At 68.0% G+C, this 17,308-nt stretch carries 16 protein-coding genes; 6 read left to right on the top strand and 10 right to left on the bottom strand.

The genetic code is table 11. The features are described from left to right. Positions 1-133: 133 nt before the first annotated feature. From ACZ6YV_RS03205 to pdhA, 3 genes are read right to left on the bottom strand one after another with little or no spacing between them, the layout of a single operon-like run. Positions 134-1,501 carry a dihydrolipoamide acetyltransferase family protein gene (locus ACZ6YV_RS03205; protein WP_465508074.1) on the bottom strand — a complete coding sequence of 456 codons (1,368 nt, stop codon included), beginning with the start codon at positions 1,499-1,501 and terminating at the stop codon, positions 134-136. 16 nt (positions 1,502-1,517) lie between these two features. Next, positions 1,518-2,510 carry an alpha-ketoacid dehydrogenase subunit beta gene (locus tag ACZ6YV_RS03200; protein ID WP_465508073.1) on the bottom strand — a complete coding sequence of 331 codons (993 nt, stop codon included), beginning with the start codon at positions 2,508-2,510 and terminating at the stop codon, positions 1,518-1,520. Between the two features lies 1 nt (position 2,511). Beyond that, a complete protein-coding gene (gene pdhA, locus ACZ6YV_RS03195; protein ID WP_465508072.1) occupies positions 2,512-3,717 on the bottom strand; it encodes a pyruvate dehydrogenase (acetyl-transferring) E1 component subunit alpha in 1,206 nt (401 codons plus the stop codon). A 373-nt stretch (positions 3,718-4,090) separates the two neighbouring features. On the opposite strand from pdhA, the gene ACZ6YV_RS03190 reads away from it, so the two are divergent. Further along, the gene (locus ACZ6YV_RS03190; protein ID WP_465508071.1) at positions 4,091-5,503 is read left to right on the top strand and encodes a M20/M25/M40 family metallo-hydrolase; all 1,413 of its coding nucleotides are present in this window, start codon (positions 4,091-4,093) and stop codon (positions 5,501-5,503) included. Between the two features lie 79 nt (positions 5,504-5,582). Here the strand turns inward: ACZ6YV_RS03190 and ACZ6YV_RS03185 are convergent, their stop codons facing one another. After that, positions 5,583-6,581 carry an ABC transporter substrate-binding protein gene (locus ACZ6YV_RS03185; RefSeq protein WP_465508070.1) on the bottom strand — a complete coding sequence of 333 codons (999 nt, stop codon included), beginning with the start codon at positions 6,579-6,581 and terminating at the stop codon, positions 5,583-5,585. 66 nt (positions 6,582-6,647) lie between these two features. On the opposite strand from ACZ6YV_RS03185, the gene ACZ6YV_RS03180 reads away from it, so the two are divergent. Then, positions 6,648-7,679: a FecCD family ABC transporter permease gene (locus ACZ6YV_RS03180; protein ID WP_465508069.1), complete on the top strand. Its 1,032-nt coding sequence runs from the start codon at positions 6,648-6,650 to the stop codon at positions 7,677-7,679. Continuing rightward, on the top strand, positions 7,676-8,680 hold the full coding sequence (locus ACZ6YV_RS03175) for a FecCD family ABC transporter permease (RefSeq protein WP_465508068.1): 1,005 nt from the start codon (positions 7,676-7,678) through the stop codon (positions 8,678-8,680). Before ACZ6YV_RS03180 ends, ACZ6YV_RS03175 begins: the two co-directional genes overlap by 4 nt. Here ACZ6YV_RS03175 and ACZ6YV_RS03170 read toward each other — a convergent pair. From ACZ6YV_RS03170 to ACZ6YV_RS03160, 3 genes are read right to left on the bottom strand one after another with little or no spacing between them, the layout of a single operon-like run. Beyond that, the gene (locus tag ACZ6YV_RS03170) at positions 8,677-9,519 is read right to left on the bottom strand and encodes a transglutaminase family protein (protein ID WP_465508067.1); all 843 of its coding nucleotides are present in this window, start codon (positions 9,517-9,519) and stop codon (positions 8,677-8,679) included. The genes ACZ6YV_RS03175 and ACZ6YV_RS03170 overlap by 4 nt on opposite strands. After that, complete coding sequence (locus ACZ6YV_RS03165; protein ID WP_005160255.1) at positions 9,516-10,463, bottom strand: alpha-E domain-containing protein; 948 nt, start codon at positions 10,461-10,463, stop codon at positions 9,516-9,518. The genes ACZ6YV_RS03170 and ACZ6YV_RS03165 overlap by 4 nt, the downstream gene beginning before the upstream one ends. A gap of 12 nt (positions 10,464-10,475) precedes the next feature. Continuing rightward, complete coding sequence (locus ACZ6YV_RS03160) at positions 10,476-12,137, bottom strand: circularly permuted type 2 ATP-grasp protein (RefSeq protein WP_465508066.1); 1,662 nt, start codon at positions 12,135-12,137, stop codon at positions 10,476-10,478. Between the two features lie 148 nt (positions 12,138-12,285). On the opposite strand from ACZ6YV_RS03160, the gene ACZ6YV_RS03155 reads away from it, so the two are divergent. The 3 genes from ACZ6YV_RS03155 to ACZ6YV_RS03145 all read left to right on the top strand — a co-directional run bounded on the left by ACZ6YV_RS03155 (position 12,286) and on the right by ACZ6YV_RS03145 (position 14,736). After that, a complete protein-coding gene (locus ACZ6YV_RS03155; RefSeq protein ID WP_465508065.1) occupies positions 12,286-13,107 on the top strand; it encodes a transporter substrate-binding domain-containing protein in 822 nt (273 codons plus the stop codon). A 70-nt stretch (positions 13,108-13,177) separates the two neighbouring features. Further along, positions 13,178-13,984: an amino acid ABC transporter permease gene (locus ACZ6YV_RS03150; protein ID WP_465508064.1), complete on the top strand. Its 807-nt coding sequence runs from the start codon at positions 13,178-13,180 to the stop codon at positions 13,982-13,984. Then, positions 13,981-14,736, top strand: coding sequence for an amino acid ABC transporter ATP-binding protein (locus ACZ6YV_RS03145; RefSeq protein WP_465508063.1), 756 nt, complete (start codon positions 13,981-13,983; stop codon positions 14,734-14,736). The genes ACZ6YV_RS03150 and ACZ6YV_RS03145 overlap by 4 nt, the downstream gene beginning before the upstream one ends. Here the strand turns inward: ACZ6YV_RS03145 and ACZ6YV_RS03140 are convergent. From ACZ6YV_RS03140 to ACZ6YV_RS03130, 3 genes are read right to left on the bottom strand one after another with little or no spacing between them, the layout of a single operon-like run. Then, positions 14,733-15,476, bottom strand: a complete 744-nt coding sequence (locus ACZ6YV_RS03140) for an ESX secretion-associated protein EspG (RefSeq protein ID WP_465508062.1) — start codon at positions 15,474-15,476, stop codon at positions 14,733-14,735. The genes ACZ6YV_RS03145 and ACZ6YV_RS03140 overlap by 4 nt on opposite strands. A 1-nt stretch (position 15,477) precedes the next feature. Continuing rightward, entirely contained in the window at positions 15,478-16,695 is a 1,218-nt protein-coding gene (locus ACZ6YV_RS03135) for a hypothetical protein (RefSeq protein WP_465508061.1), read from the bottom strand. A gap of 3 nt (positions 16,696-16,698) precedes the next feature. Then, positions 16,699-17,283 (bottom strand): DUF3558 domain-containing protein, encoded by a 585-nt coding sequence (locus ACZ6YV_RS03130; protein ID WP_465508060.1) that lies wholly within the window; start codon positions 17,281-17,283, stop codon positions 16,699-16,701. Between the last annotated feature and the right edge of the window lie 25 nt (positions 17,284-17,308).

The raw sequence follows: 17,308 nt of genomic DNA, 5'->3' as shown, positions 1-17,308 counted from the left end.
AAGAGCTACAGGGCTGAGCTGGTCGAAAATCGACAACGGGCCCGGGCCGAAAGGCCCCATCCCCGCGTCAGACGCAGCGAAGGGCGCTTTCCCCGCATCGCATGCGGGGAAAGCGCCCTTCAGCTCAGTCGACTCAGTAGGTGATCGCGACCGCGGGGTCGGCCAGCAAAGCGCCGACGTCGGCCAGGAACTCCGAACCCTGCTGCCCGTCGACCACGCGGTGGTCGAAGCTCAGCGAAAGCTGGAGCACCTTGCGCACCTTGATCTCGCCGTCGACCACCCACGGGGTGTCCTTGATCGCGCCGAGGCACAGGATCGCGGACTCGCCGGGGTTGATGATCGGCGTACCGGTGTCGACGCCGAAGACGCCGACGTTGGTGATGGTGATCGTGCCGCCGAGCATGGCCGCCGGGGTGGTCTTGCCCTGGCGGGCGACGTCGGTCAGCTCGGTGAGCGCGATCGCGAGTTCCTTGAGGGACATCGAATCCGCGTCACGGACCTTGGGCACGACGAGCCCGCGCGGGGTGGCCGCGGCGATCCCGAGGTGCACGTAGTCCTTGTAGACGATCTCCTGCGCCGCCTCGTCCCACACCGCGTTGACGTCCGGAGTGCGCTTGGCCGCCAGGCAAACGGCCTTCGCCGCGAAGGTCAGCGGGGTGACCTTGACCCCGGCGAACTCGCGCGACTTCTTCAGCTTCTCCCGGAATTCCATCATCGGCGTGACGTCGATGGTGAGGAACTCCGTGACATGCGGGGCGGTGTAGGCGCTCTGCACCATCGCCGCGGCGGTGGCCTTGCGGACGCCCTTGACCGGCACCCGGCGTTCCCGCGTCGCGGGGTCGTAGCCACTGTCCACAACGGACTGAACAGCGGTGGGCGCGGCGGAACCGTTGGCGGCGGCATGGACGTCGTCACGGGTGATGACGCCGCCGTCGGCGGTTCCGGTGAGGGCGTGCAGATCGACGCCGAGGTCCTTGGCGAGCTTCCGCACCGGCGGCTTCGCCAGCGGCACGTACCCGCCCTTCGGCTTCGAAGTCGCGACAGGTGCGACAGGCGCAACCGGGGCGACAGGAGCAGGCGCGGGAGCCACGGCCACCGGAGCAGGAGCGACGGCCACGGGAGCACCCGCGCCCTTCCGCGCCCGGCGCTGCGTGACGACGGCCTTGGAGCCGTAGCCGACCAGCGGCTTCATCTCCTCTTCGGCCGGCTCCTCCACCGCCGGAGCGGCGGCGGGGGCGGGCGCCGCCTTACCGCCCGGGTCGACGTCGATGGTGAGGATCGGCGCGCCGACCTCCACCGTCTGACCCGGTTCGACGAGCAGTTCGGTGACTACGCCCGCCCACGGGATGGGCAGTTCGACGGCGGCCTTCGCGGTCTCGACCTCGACCACGATCTGGTTCACCGTGACGGTGTCACCCGGCTTGACCTGCCAGGCGATGATGTCGGCCTCGGTCAGCCCTTCCGCCGTGTCGGCGAGGGGAAAGTGTTTGTACTCGGGCATTTCAGGAACTTCCCCCTTACCAGGCGAGTGAACGGTCGACGGTGTGCAGCACCCGGTCCAGGTCGGGGAGGTAATGCTCCTCGAGCTTGGCCGGCGGGTACGGCGTGTCGAATCCGGTCACCCGCAGCACGGGGGCTTCCAGCGAGTAGAAGCATTCCTGCTGCACGCGCGCGGCGATCTCCGAGGTCAGCGAAGACTCCGACGGCGCCTCGCTCAGCGCGATGAGCCGCCCGGTCTTGCGCACCGACTCGAACACCGGCTCCAGGTCGAGCGGGGACAGCGTCCGCAGGTCGATGACCTCCAGGGACTTGCCCTCGTCCTCGGCGGCGGTCGCCGCGTCGAGCGCGACCTTCACCGACGGGCCGTACGCGACGACGGTGGCCGTCGTGCCTTCGCGGACGACGCGGGACTTGAACAGCTGATCCGGCGTGCCGTCGACGTCGATCTCGGCCTTCATCGCGCCCGAGTGGTACAGCTTCTTCGGTTCGAAGAACAGGATCGGGTCGTCGGATTTGATCGCCTGCTGGATGCCCCAGTAGGCGTCGACGGCGTTCGAGACCGACACGACCTTGAGGCCGGGGATGTGCGCGAAAAGCGATTCCGGCGACTCCGAGTGGTGCTCGACAGCGCCGATGCCGCCGCCGAACGGCACCCGGATCACGATGGGCATCTTGATCTTGCCCTGCGTCCGGTAGTGCAGCTTCGCGACCTGGCTGGAGATCTGGTCGAAGCCCGGGAAGATGAAGCCTTCGAACTGGATCTCGCACACCGGGCGGAATCCGCGGACGGCGAGGCCGACCGCGGTGCCGATAATGCCCGATTCGGCCAGCGGCGTGTCCAGGACGCGCTGCTCGCCGAAGTCCTTCTGCAGGCCGTCGGTGATGCGGAAGACGCCGCCGAGCTTGCCGACGTCCTCACCCATGATCAGGACCTTCGGGTCCTCTTCCATGGCGCGCCGGAGGCCGAGGTTGATCGCCTTGCCGATGGTGAGTTTCTGGAGGTCTGCCATTTCAGTGCTCACCCGCCCCGACGAAACCGTCCATGTAGGACAGGAACTCTTCGCGCTGCGCGTCCAGCAGCGGCGTGGACTCCGCGTAGACGTTGGAGAAGATTCGCTCCGGCGGCGGCTCTGGCATGTTGAAGCAGTACTCGCGCAGCTCGGCCGCGAACGCGTCCGAATCGGCCTGCACCTGGTCGAAGAACGCCTGGTCGGCGCCGCCACCGCGGGCGAGGTACGCCCGGACGCGCTCGATCGGGTCCTTCAGCTTCCACTCCTCCAGCTCGTCGGAGAGCCGGTAGCGGGTGGGGTCGTCGGTGGTGGTGTGCGCGTCCATCCGGTAGGTGAACGCCTCGATCAGCACCGGGCCGTTGCCGTGACGGCATTCCTCGAGCGCCCAGCGGGAGACCGCGAGGCAGGCGAGGACGTCGTTGCCGTCGACGCGGATGCCGGGGAAGCCGTAGCCGCGGGCGCGCTGGTACAGCGGCAGGCGCGACTGGCGTTCGGTGGGCTCCGAGATCGCCCACTGGTTGTTCTGGCAGAAGAACACGAGCGGCGCGTCGTAGACGGCGGCCCAGACGAAGCCTTCGTGCACGTCGCCCTGCGAAGTCGCTCCGTCACCGAAGTAACAGATGGTCGCTTCGCTGTCGTCGTCGCCGACCTTGCCTTCGAACTTCTGGCCCATCGCGTAACCGGCGGCGTTGAGCACCTGGTTGCCGATCACGATGGTGTAGGGGTGGAAGCCGTGGGCCTTGTAGTCCCAGCCACCGTGGTCGGTGCAGCGGAAGATGCCGAGCACCTTTTTGAGGTCGACCCCGCGGGCGTAGGCGACACCGTGCTCGCGGTAGCTGGGGAACGCCATGTCCCCCTTCCGCAGCGCGCGGCCGGAGCCGATCTGCGCGGCCTCCTGCCCGAGCAGCGGGACCCAGATGCCGAGCTGGCCCTGGCGCTGCATCGCGTTGGCCTCGCGGTCCGCACGGCGGACCAGGACCATGTCGCGGTACAGGCCCTTGAGGGCCTCGGCGTCGATGTCGTCGACATAGCGGTCGAACTGCGGCGAGGAGACCCGTTCGCCTTCGGGGGTGAGCAGCTGAGTCAGCTCAGCGCCACCTTCACTCGTTGCTCGCAAACCGGCGATCACCTGTTCAGGGGAAGGTTGCGCCGCTACGGCGGCGGGACCGTCTCCAGGTTCCGGGTGCGTCCAGTGTTCGGACGGCATGCGCTGCTCTCCTTGATGTCGGCGCCTCTGGCGGCCACTTGTGGCGGCCACAGTGACTGCGCCGGCGGGGACCAGCGCGTCGGATCTGAAGCGCTGGGTCACCATCGGCGTTGACGGTTCGTGCGCACATCCTGGCATGCCGGAAGCCGTTTTGGTCAGTGGCGGATGCTGATTTGTTGCTGAGAAAGGGTGTCTGATCAGGGAAAATGCTAGGACGCCCGAGTGTGGGGCCGCCGAAAGTAGGGGATTCACTCGCGTGCCGACCAGCGGACCCCGATCCCGGACGGGTGCCGTGGCCTGCTTGATCGATGACGATCCGTGCCCGCCGTTGTGACCCATCACACGTACCCGCGCCCGTGGCAGGATGGCGGACGTGGAGCAGAAATCCGTACGCGAAACCGTGGTTTCCAACTGGACGAACGACGTCCTTCCGAGCCTGTCCGGCCTGGTGGCGATCCCCGCCTTGTCGCCGGCGTTCGACTCCGAGTGGGCGAAGAGCGGTCATCTCGCCGCCGCCGTCGAGCACGTCCGCTCCTGGATCGCCGCCCGGGAGATCCCCGGCGCGACGCTCGAGGTCGTGGAACTCGAAGGCCGCAGCCCGCTGCTGGTCGTCGACATCCCGGCGACGTCCGAAGCGGCCGAAAAGGGCACCGTGCTGATGTACGGGCACCTCGACAAGCAGCCCCCGGTCGGTGGCTGGTCCGAGGGGCTCGACCCGTGGACGCCGGTGATCCGCGACGGGCGGCTGTACGGCCGCGGCGCGGTCGACGACGGCTACTCGGGCTACGCGGCGACGACGGCGATCGAGGCCGTGCGCGCCGCCGGAGGCGAGCACTCCCGCGCGGTCGTGCTGCTGGAGACCGGTGAGGAGTCCGGCAGCCCGGACCTTCCCGCGTACGTCGAGCACCTGAAGGAGAAGCTCGGCGCGGTCTCGCTGGTCGTCTGCCTCGACGCCGGCGGCACCGACTACAAGCGTCTGTGGCTGACCACCAGCCTGCGCGGCATGCTGCACGTCAACGTCACCGTGAAGGTGCTCGAATCCGCGCAGCACTCCGGCATGGCCAGCGGCATCGTGGCGAGCTCGTTCCGCGTCCTGCGCGCGCTGATCGACCGGATCGAGAACGTCGAGACCGGCGAGATCAAGCTCGCCGAACTGAGCGTCGACATCCCGGAGAACCGGGTCGACGAGGCTCGCGGCGTCGTCGAGATCGCGCCCGGCGCGGCGAAGACGATGTTCCCGGTGGTCGGCAGGCCGGTGTCCGACGACGACCTCGAACTGCTGCTCAACAACTCGTGGCGGCCGACGCTTTCGGTGATCGGCGCGGAGGGCTTCCCGCTCCCGGCCGACGCGGGCAACGTGCTGCGCGACAGCACCACGCTCACCCTGAGCTTCCGCCTCCCGCCGACAGCGAACGCGCAGGCCGCGATGGAGGCGGTCCGCCGCGTGCTCACCACCGACGTGCCTTACGACGCTTCGGTCGAGCTCGGCGGGTTCCAGGCCGAGAACGGCTGGAACGCGCCGGACACCGCGCCGTGGCTCGACAAGGTCCTGCACCACGTGAGCGGCGAGGTCTTCGGCGAGCCGCACAAGAGCTTCGGTATGGGCGGGTCGATCCCGTTCATGGGGCTGCTCGGCGAGAAGTACCCGGAGGCGCAGTTCGTGGTCACCGGCGCCTGCGGGCCGGACTCGAACATCCACGTGCCGGACGAGTGGCTGAACATCGAGTTCGTGCAGCTGGTCACCGAAGCGGTCGCGCACATCCTGGACGCGCACGCCCGCAGCTGACGACTGACATGAAAGGCCCCTTCATCGCGAAATTTGCGATGAAGGGGCCTTTCCTCGCGCTTGCGGGAGAGGTGCAGGACTAGGCGAACTCGTTCAACGCGGCCGTCAGCTCCGTCAGCTGCGGAGTGAAGCGCTTGTACGAGAACGGCGTCTCGTTGTTCCACGGGATCAGCTTCCCCGCCTTCACCGCGGGCAGCTGCGCCCAGGTCGGCACGCCGCCGAGCCCGTCCGGGCCGAGCGAGAGCGAACCGCCGCGGTTGTCGTACATGATCACGTCGGCCGGGTACTTGCCGATGTTCTCCCAGCTGATCTGCTGGTAGTAGCCGCCCTGGCTCTCGTCCGGCGCCTCCGGCGTGACGAAGTTCAGCCCCTTGCTCTGGTAGTGCTTCGAGGTCGAGAACTTCGGCGCGTTCGAGACGTAGACGGCGTCCTTCTGCGCGGACACCAGCAGGATCTTCAGCCCGGCGGCCTTCTTGGCCGCTTCGCCGAGCGCGGCGTCGGCCTTCTCGTACTCGTCCTTCGCGGCCTTGATCGCCGGGGTCTCGGTGTCGGCGCCGAGCGCCTTCGCGAGCGAGATGAACTTCGCGATCCCCTCGGGCATCGAGATGTCCTGCAGCCGGACCCCGACGCTCGGCGCGGCCTTGTCGATCTTCTCCGTCTGTGTATCCGGGACGTACCACATCTGTTCCTTGAGGTACATCACGCTGATCAGCAGCTGTGGATTCAACGAGACGAACTTGTCGAAGTTGAACTCGTTCCACACGTTCCCGAGCGAGGTCACCGTGTTCAGGTCGACGCCGCCCGCCTGCGGGTCCGGTTTGCCGTCGGCGAACTTCGACGGGCCGAAGATCCCGACCGACTTCACACCGAGGTCCCACAGCGCCGCCGCGGCGGTCACCTGCGCGACGATCCGGGTGGGCCGCTCGCCTTCGAGTTCGCGCCCGCGGTCGTCGGTGAAGGACCACGTCGTGCCTGCTCCCGGCTTGGGTGCTTCTTCCTGATAACCGCAGGCGGTCAGGAGGCCGGTGGCGCCGAGCGCCGCGGTGCCGGCGAGGAAGCCGCGTCGGGAGAGGTGCATCGGTGATCTTCTTTCGCCGTGGAACCGGTTTCATGGTTAGGCTAGCCTTCGCTTACTGTGATGGCCATGGTCCAAGTCACGGAGCGCGTCAGATCACCCCGGACCAGCGTCTCCGTGCGAACGCTGGTCCTGGTGGGGTCGCTGGTCGCGCTCGTCGCGGTCGTCCTGCTTTCGATCGGCTTCGGGTCGAACAGGCTTTCCCTCGGCGAAGTCCTGCACGCCCTCTTCGCGTACGACGGCAGCTACAACGACGTCGTCGTCCGCGACGATCGCCTGCCCCGCACGGTGCTCGGTGTCCTGGTCGGGATGGCGCTGGGGCTGGCGGGCGCGCTGATGCAGGCGATCACCCGCAACCCGGTCGCGGAACCCGGTCTGCTCGGCATCAACCACGGCGCCGCCGTCGCGATCGTGCTCGGCTCCGCGGTGTTCTCGGTGACTTCGCCCGGCGAGTACGTCTGGTTCGCCTTCGCCGGAGCGCTCGTGGGAACCGCGCTGGTCTCGGTGATCGGCGGGACGCGGGGCGCCTCGAGCCCGCTGCGGCTGGTGCTGGCGGGCGTCGCGATCCAGGCGGTGTTCGTCGGGATCAACCAGGGCATGCAGATGATCAACACGCACAACCTGCAGGCCATGCGGTTCTGGCTGGTCGGCTCGCTGGTCAACCGGAACCTCGAACAGCTGTCCGTACTGCTGCCGTTCTTCGTCGCGGGTGTGGTGATCGCGGTCGTGCTGGCCCGCGCGCTGAACGCGCTGGCGCTGGGCGAGGACACCGCCCGGGGGCTCGGCGCTGATCCGGCGCTCGTCCGCGTCGCCGGGATGGTCGCGGTCGGGCTGTTGTCGGCCGCGGCGACCGCGGCCTGCGGCCCGATCGCCTTCGTCGGCCTGATGATCCCGCACGTCGTCCGGTCGCTGATCGGCCAGGACGAGCGCTGGGTGATGCTGCTTTCGGCCCTGCTCGGACCGGTACTGCTGCTCGGCTGCGACGTCCTCGGCCGCCTGGTCGGCTCGCCGGGCGAGATCCAGGTCGGCGTGATGACCGACGTCGTCGGCGGGATCGCGTTCGTGATCGTGGCCCGTCGGCTCAAGGCGGTGCGCCGATGACCGCGTTCGTCCGCCGCGAGTCCGGTTTGGACAGCCGATCCACGATCGTCGTCGCCGCGCTGGCCTTGGTGACGCTGGCCCTCGTCGTGCTTTCGGTCGGCACGGGCGACTACGAGATGAGCCCCGGCGAAGTGCTCGCGACGCTGGCAGGCTCGGGTACGAAGGCGCAGTACCTGGTCGTCATGGGACGGCTGCCGCGGGTGCTGGTCGCGATCCTCGTCGGGGCCGCGCTGGCACTGGCGGGCACGATCTTCCAGACGATCACCCGGAATCCGCTCGGCAGCCCGGACATCATCGGGTTCACCACCGGTTCGGCGACCGGCGGCATCGTGACCCTGCTGTTCTTCGGCGCCGGTCCCGGCGTCGTCTCGCTCGGCGCGCTGGTGGGCGGGCTGCTGACAGCGCTGGTCGTGATGGTGCTGTGCGCGCCGCACGGTCTGCTGAGTTCGCGGCTGGTGCTGCTCGGGATCGCGGTCAGCGCGGTGCTGGCAGGCGTGAACTCGTACCTGCTGGTGAAGGCGAACCTCGAAGCCGCCGCGCAGGCTGTCGGCTGGCTCGTCGGTGACCTCTCCGGCCGCGACTGGAGCTACTTCGTGCCCTTGTCCGTCGCGATGGCGGTGTTCGCGCCGATCGTGTTCGCGAACGGCCGCGCGCTGCGCATGCTGGAGATGGGCGACGACACCGCGACCGGTATCGGCGTCGACGTCCCCCGCGTGCGGCTGACCCTGGTGCTGGTCGCCGTCGCGCTGGTCGCCGCCGCCACCGCGGCGACCGGGCCGCTCCCGTTCATCGCCCTCGCCGCGCCCCAGCTGGCCCGCCGGATGACGCGGCTGCCGGGGCCCAACCTGGTGGCGTCGGCCTTCGTCGGCGCGACCCTCGTCGTCGCGGCCGACTACCTGGGCCAGCGCCTGCTGGAGTCCTCGCTGCTTCCGGCAGGCGTCGTCGCCGCGGCTCTCGGTGGTGCGTACCTGCTCTGGCTGTTGCTCCGCCGACGGGCCTAGGTCAGCCGGGTCAGCTGCACCGAGACGTCCAAAGTGGACTGACCGCCGCCGGTGAAGATGCCCTTGAGCGGCGGCACGTCGGCGTAGTCGCGGCCGTAGGCGACCCAGACGTGCCGCGGTCCGACCGGGATCGCGTTCGTCGGGTCGTAGGCCCACCAGCCGCCGGTCCAGACGTCGACCCAGGCGTGGCTTTCGCCTTCGACCGTCTCGCCGAGCTTCGCCTCCGGCTTCGTGTGCAGGTATCCGGAGACGTAGCGAGCCGGGACGCCGATCGCGCGCAGCATCACCAGCGTCACGTGTGCGAAGTCCTGGCAAACCCCTTCGCGCGCACGCCAGGCGTCGGTCGCCGTGCTGTGCACACCGGTGGTCCCGGGCTGGTACTTCAGCTGGTTGTTGACCCATTCGCAGACCGCGAGCACGGCCTCAGCCGGGTCGAGCCCCTTCCGCAGTTCGCGCGCGACCTTGGTCAGTTCGGGATCGCGCGGCGTGTACGCCGTCGGCGTCAGGTACTCGGTGCGGTGGTCGACCACGGTGTCGCCGCGCAGGTCCTTCCACGACGCCGAACGGATCGGTTCGCCTTCGTCGGCGGTCTCGACCACCGACGTCGCGAGCACGGTGAACTCGGTGTGCGGCGCGTGGAGGTCGAACGAGGTCACGATGGTGCCCCAGTAGTCCGTGTACCGGTACGCACGGGTCGCCGGCGTGGTCTCGACGCGGTTCACGACCGTGGTCTGCCGACGATCGGACCGCGGGGTCAGCCGCGCCTCGTTGTACGACTGCGTGGCCGGCGTCGCGTACCGGTATCCGGTCCGGTGGGCCACCCGAAGCTGCCAGGTCACAGCGAAACCTCCGCACCGCTCCAGGCCACCCACGGCGACGAATGGAAGTACTGCACCGAAACCGCGTCGCCGATGTCCTTGATCGACGTCTGCAGGGTGACGAGCCGTTTCGGCAGGTCCTCCAGCAGATCGGACTGCCGCAGGAACTCCAGCTCGCTGCGGGCGCGGCCGAGCTGCCGCAGCGCCTCGGACTTCTCGTTGGCGCGCGAATTGACGCCGGGGTCCAGCCGTTCCAGGCATTCCTCGGCCTGGCGCAGCGCGTGGAACACCGACCGCGGGAACAGTGTGTCGCGCATCAGGAACTGCACGACGCGGGCGGCGTCGAGCGCGCCGCGGTAGGTCCGCAGGTAGGTGTCCTGCGCGCCCGCCGAGCGGAGCACGGTGATCCAGCCGGGTGAGGACGCGCTGTCCTGGACCCGCGAAAGCAGCAGCCGCACCACCATGTCCGCGCGTTCGACCGAGCGGCCGAGCACCATGAACAGCCAGCCGTCGTCGCGGCTCATCGTCGAATCGGCGAGCCCGGCGAACATCGCCGCGCGCTCCTCGACGAAGGAAAGGAAGGCGTGCGGCCCGGCGCGGCGCGCGTACCGCTGCCTGTCCGGGACTGCGTTCCAGGTCGCGTTCAGGCATTCCCACAGCTCGGTCGAGACGACCTCTCGCGCGCCGCGGGTGTTCTCGCGGGCGGAGTTGATCGAACCGACGATCGACGCCGGGTTGTCCTTGGCATAGGCGACCAGTTCGGTCAGCTTCCACACGTCGAGCGAGTCCATGCCCTCCGGCGAGATGCCGAGGACGGCGAGCAGCTGACGGCTCGCGTGGTCCGGGTCGACGCTCGCGTCTTCGAGCAGCTGGTGCACGGAGACGTTGAGGATCCGGGAGGTGTCGTCGGCGCGTTCGACGTACCGGCCGATCCAGTACAGCGATTCCGCGTTACGGGCTAGCACATCAACCTCCCTTTATGCCTGTTGCTGCTGCTGTTGCTGGGTGGTGGTCAGCTCGGGGCCCTGTTCGGCGATCAGACCGTCCACATGGGACAGTGCGCCGAGCGCGGGCCGCTCCAGCTCCCGTTCCGCCGTGGAGGATCGCGGCGCCAGCACCCAGGTGTCCTTCGAACCGCCGCCCTGCGACGAGTTGACCACCAGACTGCCCTCCGGGAGCGCGACCCTGGTCAGCCCGCCCGGCAGGACGAAGATCTCCTTGCCGTCGTTGACCGCGAACGGCCGGAGGTCGACGTGCCGGGGCGCCAGTCGTTCATCCACTTTGGATGGAACGGTGGACAGCTGGACGACGGGCTGGGCGATCCAGCCGCGTTTGTGCGCCCGGACCTTTCGTTTCAGGGCGGCCAGCTCGGCAGGCGTCGCCTCGGGCCCGAACACGATGCCGTACCCGCCGGAGCCTTCGACGGGTTTGACCACCAGCTCTTCCATATGCTGCATGACGTAGTCGAACTCGTCCGGCAGCCAGCACCGGAAGGTGTCCACGTTGGGCAGCAGCGGCTTCTCGTTGAGGTAGTACTTCACCATCTCGGGCACGTAGGTGTAGACGAGCTTGTCGTCGCCGACGCCGTTGCCGACCGCGTTCGCGATCACGACGTTGCCCGCGCGGGCCGCGTTGAGGATCCCGGCGACCCCGAGCACGGAATCCGGCCGGTAGTGCACCGGGTCGAGGAACTCGTCGTCGATCCGCCGGTAGATGACGTCGACCGGACGTTCGCCCTCGGTGGTGCGCAGGTAGACGACGTTGTCCCGGCAGAACATGTCGCGGCCCTCGACCAGCTCGACCCCCATCAGCCGGGCCAGCAGCGAATGCTCGAAGTACGCGGAGTTGTGCACGCCGGGCGTGAGCACGACGACCATCGGGTCGGCGACGTTCGCCGCGGCCGCCGCCCGCAGCGCGCGCAGCAGATGCGAGGCGTAGTCGCCGACCGGGCGCACCCGGTGCTGGGCGAACAGGTCCGGGAACACGCGCGCCATCGTGCGGCGGTTCTCCATCACGTACGAAACACCCGAGGGGTTGCGGAGGTTGTCCTCCAGTACCCGGAACGTGCCCTCCTCGTCGCGCACCAGGTCCACACCGGACACGTGGATGCGGACGCCGTTGGGCGGGTTGATCCCGAACGCCTCGCGCTGGAAATGCTCGCACGAGGTGATCAGCCGTCGCGGAAGAACGCCTTCACGCAGGATCTGCCGATCGCCGTAGATGTCGGCGAGAAACGCTTCGAGCGCGCGGACCCGTTGTGCCACACCGCGTTCGAGTTTGCTCCATTCGGTGGAAGTGATCACCCTCGGTACGAGGTCGAGCGGGAAGGGGCGTTCCTGGCCGGACAGCGAGAAGGTGATGCCCTGATCCACCATGGCCCGGTCGATGGCCGCCGATCGGGACGAAAGGTCCGTCGAGGTCAGCGCGGAGACCGATTCGTACAGCGCTCGGTACGGCTGGCGGACCGTGCCATCGGCGGTGAACATCTCGTCGTACGCGCCCGCGTGCGGCCGTGACGGCGAAAGATAGCCGTCGAACTGCGCTCCGGGTTTCGCCGCCCGCCTCGTCGAAGTGGTGGCACGAGGGCGGCGGCCGGCCGGGGGAAGGCGCGGCGCCGAGTTGTTGTTCATGGTCGCCATACTCGCTCACCTTGCCATGTCGACGCGATACTTCATGTAATGCCCGTGACGGCCGAAACGGCGCTGTAACGTCGTAGTGCTGTGCTTGCCGCCGGATGAGTGGCAATATGCGTGCTCTCGACACATGGGAACTACAAGGAGTGACGACGTGGCCCGATTCAAAGCGCTCGCCCTGATCCCGGCGCTCGCCCTAGCCGCGGGGGCCCTGGCAGCCTGCGGTGAAGAAGGTGGGCAGGGCACCGCGGCCGGTGGCGTCCAGCTCGTCGCCTCCGGCAAGCTCACCACCTGCACGCACCTGCCCTACCAGCCGTTCCAGGTCAAGCAGGGCGACAAGATCGTCGGCTTCGACGTCGACCTGGTCGACCTCGTGGCGAAGAAGCTGGGTGTCGAGCAGAGCATCGTCGACATCGCCTTCGAGAACATCGAGTCCGGCGAAGCGATGAACACCGGTCAGTGCGACCTCGCCGCCGCCGGGATGACGATCAACGACAAGCGCAAGGCGAAGTTCGCCTTCTCCGACCCGTACTTCGAGGCTTCGCAGGCGCTGCTGGTCAAGACCGGTTCGCCGATCAAGGACCTGAGCAACGTCGCCGGCAAGAAGATCGGTGTCCAGTCGGCCACCACCGGTGCCGACTACGCCAAGGAGAAGGCCGCCGGGGCCGAGATCGTCACCTTCGACGACCTCGCGCTGCTGGAGCAGGCGGTCAAGAGCGGCCAGATCGACGCGGGCGTCAACGACAACGGCGTGCTCTACGACTTCGTGAAGACGAACCCCGACACCACCGTCGTGACGGAGTTCAAGACGAACGAGTTCTACGGAATCGGGATGAAGACGGGCAACACCGCCCTGCTCACCCAGGTCAACGAGGTCCTCAAGGCTTCGGTCACCGACGGCTCGTACGCGCAGATCTACCAGAAGTGGTTCGGCAAGGCGCCGACCTGGCAGCCGGGCAGCCCGGCCGCCGGTTGATAATCCGTCCCTTGTGGCCGGTGCCCAGCGCACCGGCCACAAGCTTGTCACCACCTGTTTGAGGAGTGAAATGGCACTGAGCCGCCGCCAGCGACGATCGGCGTTCCGGTGGGCGCAATACGCGCTGCTGCTGGTGATCGTCGTGGTGTTCGCGCTGCTGGCCGATTGGGGACGCCTGGGCAAGGCGTTCTTCGATCTCGACGTCGCCGCGAAGCAGTTCCCGGACGTCATCACCGTCGCACTGAAGAACACCATCATCTTCACCGCGCTGGGCTTCGCGCTCGGCCTCGGCATGGGTCTCCTGCTCGCGCTGATGAGACTGTCGTCGGTCGGCCCCTACCGCTGGCTCGCGCGTGGGTACATCGAATTCTTCCGCGGCCTGCCCGCGCTGCTGATCTTCCTGGCGGTCGGTGTCGGGGTGCCGATCGCCTTCCCGAACTTCTTCCTGCCGCGGAACGTGTCGATCATGCTGGCGCTGGGCATCGTGTCCTCGGCCTACATGGCGGAGACCATCCGCGCCGGTATCCAGGCGGTGCCGCGCGGACAGGTCGAGGCCGCGCGTTCGCTCGGCATGTCGCCCGCCCGCACGATGATCACCGTCGTGATCCCGCAGGCGTTCCGGATCATCCTGCCGCCGCTGGCCAACGAACTGATCATGCTGACGAAGGACTCGTCGCTGGCGTTCCTGCTCGGCACCACGCCGGCGCAGCAGGAACTGGCGCAGTTCAGCCGTCAGGCGCTGCTGGAGGCCAAGGGGCTGACGCCGATCGTCGTCGCCGGTCTCTGTTATCTGGTCATCACCATCCCGTTGTCGATCCTGCAGCAGCGGCTAGAGAAGAAATACGGGGCCGGAGTGCCCGGCGGAGGAACGGTATGAGCACCCAGACGATCGTCGAGGTTTCGGGACTCCACAAGGCGTTCGGCGAACTCGAAGTGCTCAAGGGCATCGACCTGCGAGTCGAACGCGGTCAGGTCGTCTGCATCATCGGGCCGTCGGGTTCGGGCAAGTCGACGTTGTTGCGCTGTGTCAACCTCCTCGAGGAGCCGCAGCAGGGCAAGATCGTGGTCAACGGCAGCGAGATCACCGACCCGGACGTCGACATCGACGGCGCCCGCACGAAGATCGGCATGGTCTTCCAGTCGTTCAACCTCTTCTCGCACCTGAGCGTGCTCGAAAACCTCACCGTCGCGCAGCGCAAGGTCCTCAAGCGCGGCAAGGACGAGGCGGAGCGCATCGCGCGGGACAACCTCGTGAAGGTCGGACTGGCGGAGAAGGAATCTTCGCTGCCGACGCAGTTGTCCGGTGGACAGCAGCAGCGCGTCGCGATCGCCAGGGCGCTTTCGATGGACCCCGACGTCATGCTGTTCGACGAACCGACGTCGGCGCTGGACCCCGAACTCGTCGGTGACGTCCTCGCGGTCATGCGGCAGCTCGCGCAGGAAGGCATGACGATGCTCGTCGTCACGCACGAGATGCAGTTCGCCCGTGAAGTGGCCGACACCGTGCTGTTCATGGACGGCGGCGTCGTCGTCGAACAGGGCGCGCCGGACCAGGTCATCGGCGACCCGCAAGAGGAACGCACCAAGACGTTCCTTTCGCGGGTCCTCAACCCGAACCACCAGGACTAGCGTCCCCGGAGCTGAGCCTCCAGCTGGACCACCTTCGAGGCGATTTCGTGCGGCCCGGCGCCCACGAGGCTCACCCAGCCCTTGGCGTCCGGGCCGAACACGACGCGGCCCTGCTCGGTGTCCATCCAGCCGGGTGGCTTCTCGACGCGTTTCCGGTTGCCGCCACCGTCACGGATGGCGACGTACAGCCGTCCGAAGAAGGTGTGCGGCGACCGGATCCACTGGAGGAGCTTCTTGGCGTCGCGGATGCTCGGGCTGGCGCCGGTCAGCAATTCGCCCTTCATGAGGACGTGCAGATCGGCTTCCGAGCAGTTCAAGGACGGTGTGCGCGCGGCGGGGGCCTCGGGAAGCAGGCCGGTGAAATCGTGCGCGAGCGTGTCCGGCCGGGTCGGCGTCAGGTAGACGACCTTGTCGACCAAGACGACAGTGAGCGCTTCGCGGCCACTGCCCGCGGCGCGAACGGTCCGTTCACGCCCCTCGGACTTCACCCACGAGTAGTACTCGACCGCCGGCCGCTGCAGGAAACGCAGCGTGTCAAGGAATTCGTCCTCGATGCGGCCGCGCCTGAGCAGGCCCTGTCTGTCCAATTCGGACTGTGCGGTGGCGGCCAGCTCGCGGCGTTCCTCGGGCAGGTACCACTGCGCGCCGCGGACGAGCGTCGGGTGGATGTCGCCGAGATTGTGGTGGTCCAGCAGGGTTTCGTACGTCTGGAGCGTCAGCTCGACGGGTTTCTGGAGCACGTTATGCGCCGATCACCGGCGGAACCGGCTTGTCACCGTCGTAGCCGCCGAAGATGGAGTCGCCGTCCTCTTCCTGCAGCGTGATCTTGCGCTGGTGCTCCTCGTCCTCGCCACCCTTACCGCCCTTACCGGCGCCCATACCGCCGCCACCCATACCCGGCGAACCGGGCCGTCCCGCCGCCGCGCCTCCGGCCGGTGTCCCGCCGGGGCCGCGCATCGCACCCTCGCCGGGCATACCGGCCCCGACGCCGCGACCGGGCCCCATGCTGCCCGGCCCACCCGTCGATCCACCCGGCCCGAACCCGCCACCGGGCCCGAAACCGCCGCTGAACCCACCCGAGCCCGGGCCGAATCCGCCGCCACCGCCACCAGGGCCACCTCCGGGTCCGCCGCTGCCGGGCCCGAAGGTGCCAGGACGGAACTCACCCGGCCGCATCGCGGGCGGGGGTTTCACCGAGGACAGATCGGTCCCGTCGTTCGGTCGCCTGCCCGGTTGCTGCGGAGGCTGAGGCATCCTCGGCGGCTGCGGAATCTGCGGCGGCCTGGGCGCCTGATACCCCTCGGCCCCAGGAGGCGGACTGTACGAACTCGGCCCGCCGGTGTACCCACCACCGGGTCCGCCATGCCGCCCGGCGGTGTCGCCGTGCCCGCCACTGAACCCGCTGACCTTGGTCCCGGGATCGATCGGATCCGCCGTGATCGGCCCAGCCGACACGTTCGGATCGTGCGCGGCCGGATAGACCGGCGCGAGCGACTGCTGCCGCGGCTGGGTGCTCTGGTAGTACGGCTCGTAGACCTCGACGTTGTGCTTGGTGTCCGCGTCGAACTTCGCGGCTGCGATCTCGTCGTCACTCGCTCCGATGGACACGATGTCCTCGGGCCCGCTGTCCCCTGCGCGCTCCTTCTCCACCGGGCGGACGTTGCCGCGCGTGTAGTGGAAGGAGCCGTTCTGGTCGTACATCGACTGACGGGCGCGGTCCATGTTCTCGCCCGCGACCTTGGAGGTCGCTATGAGCGGGGCGAGACCTGCTGCTCCGCTGTCGGCGGCTTTGCCCTTCCAGAAAGCGCTCAACGCCGTCTGGCTGGACTCCATGGCCGCGCTCATTTTGTCGTGCACGACCATCAATTTGTGCGATGCGACCTGAGCCCTGTCGAGGGTTTCCGTCGTGGCGGGGTTGGCGTTGAGCTTGGTGAAGATCTCCCAACCGCTGTAGGTCATGGCCTACGCCCCTTTGAAGTTCTTGATCGCGGCGGCCGCGACCTTGGTGGCCATTCCGCAGGGATCCGCGAACATCGGATTTCCGGTATACAGCTGGGGGACGACGGTGTACACCAGATCATCGCGAATGCCGACAGCCAGGTTGCAGAGACCCTCATGTCCCTCAGTGGTGCCGTAAATGACAGCGGGATATCCCTCGATAGAGTCGATTGGTTTGAAGGTGACGAAGTCGCCGTGCGCCTTCTTCGCGTAAAGGCTGCTCAGCCCTTCCTTGTTGCCGACGACGAGGCCTGCATTGACATTGCTGGGCCCTTCCTCGAAAATCCAACCGCAGTTCTTGCCGAGAGAAACGTCGTCGATCACCGTCCTTTTGACTTTCCCGCCGAACTGTTCGATCTGCGCGGTGGTCACAGCACTGCACGGGTCCGTCTCCGCTCCCGCCGTGTTCTTGATCGGTTGGGCGACCGCAGGGGCGCCATCCCTCGGAAGCTGTGTCGAGGGCGCGGTCGGTGACGGCACCGGCGTGGGGTTCCCGGACTTCTGGTCACTGCAGCCGCTTGCGAAGACCGCCATGGCTGCGATGGCCACGGGCAGGAACGGGGTACTCCGGCGC

The sequence above is a fragment of the Amycolatopsis sp. NPDC102522 genome, assembly GCF_055584485.1.
The sequence above is the reverse complement of the archived record's forward strand: the minus strand, read 5'-3'. Positions and strand labels throughout refer to the sequence as shown.

What these genes read in the sequence shown, in the direction of transcription:
- ACZ6YV_RS03205 (WP_465508074.1), bottom strand. Translation starts at nt 1,501, where the DNA reads ATGCCCGAGTACAAACACTTTCCCCTCGCCGACACGGCGGAAGGGCTG.
- ACZ6YV_RS03200 (WP_465508073.1), bottom strand. Translation starts at nt 2,510, where the DNA reads ATGGCAGACCTCCAGAAACTCACCATCGGCAAGGCGATCAACCTCGGC.
- pdhA (WP_465508072.1), bottom strand. Translation starts at nt 3,717, where the DNA reads ATGCCGTCCGAACACTGGACGCACCCGGAACCTGGAGACGGTCCCGCC.
- ACZ6YV_RS03185 (WP_465508070.1), bottom strand. Translation starts at nt 6,581, where the DNA reads ATGCACCTCTCCCGACGCGGCTTCCTCGCCGGCACCGCGGCGCTCGGC.
- ACZ6YV_RS03180 (WP_465508069.1), top strand. Translation starts at nt 6,648, where the DNA reads ATGGTCCAAGTCACGGAGCGCGTCAGATCACCCCGGACCAGCGTCTCC.
- ACZ6YV_RS03175 (WP_465508068.1), top strand. Translation starts at nt 7,676, where the DNA reads ATGACCGCGTTCGTCCGCCGCGAGTCCGGTTTGGACAGCCGATCCACG.
- ACZ6YV_RS03160 (WP_465508066.1), bottom strand. Translation starts at nt 12,137, where the DNA reads ATGGCGACCATGAACAACAACTCGGCGCCGCGCCTTCCCCCGGCCGGC.
- ACZ6YV_RS03150 (WP_465508064.1), top strand. Translation starts at nt 13,178, where the DNA reads ATGGCACTGAGCCGCCGCCAGCGACGATCGGCGTTCCGGTGGGCGCAA.
- ACZ6YV_RS03145 (WP_465508063.1), top strand. Translation starts at nt 13,981, where the DNA reads ATGAGCACCCAGACGATCGTCGAGGTTTCGGGACTCCACAAGGCGTTC.
- ACZ6YV_RS03135 (WP_465508061.1), bottom strand. Translation starts at nt 16,695, where the DNA reads ATGACCTACAGCGGTTGGGAGATCTTCACCAAGCTCAACGCCAACCCC.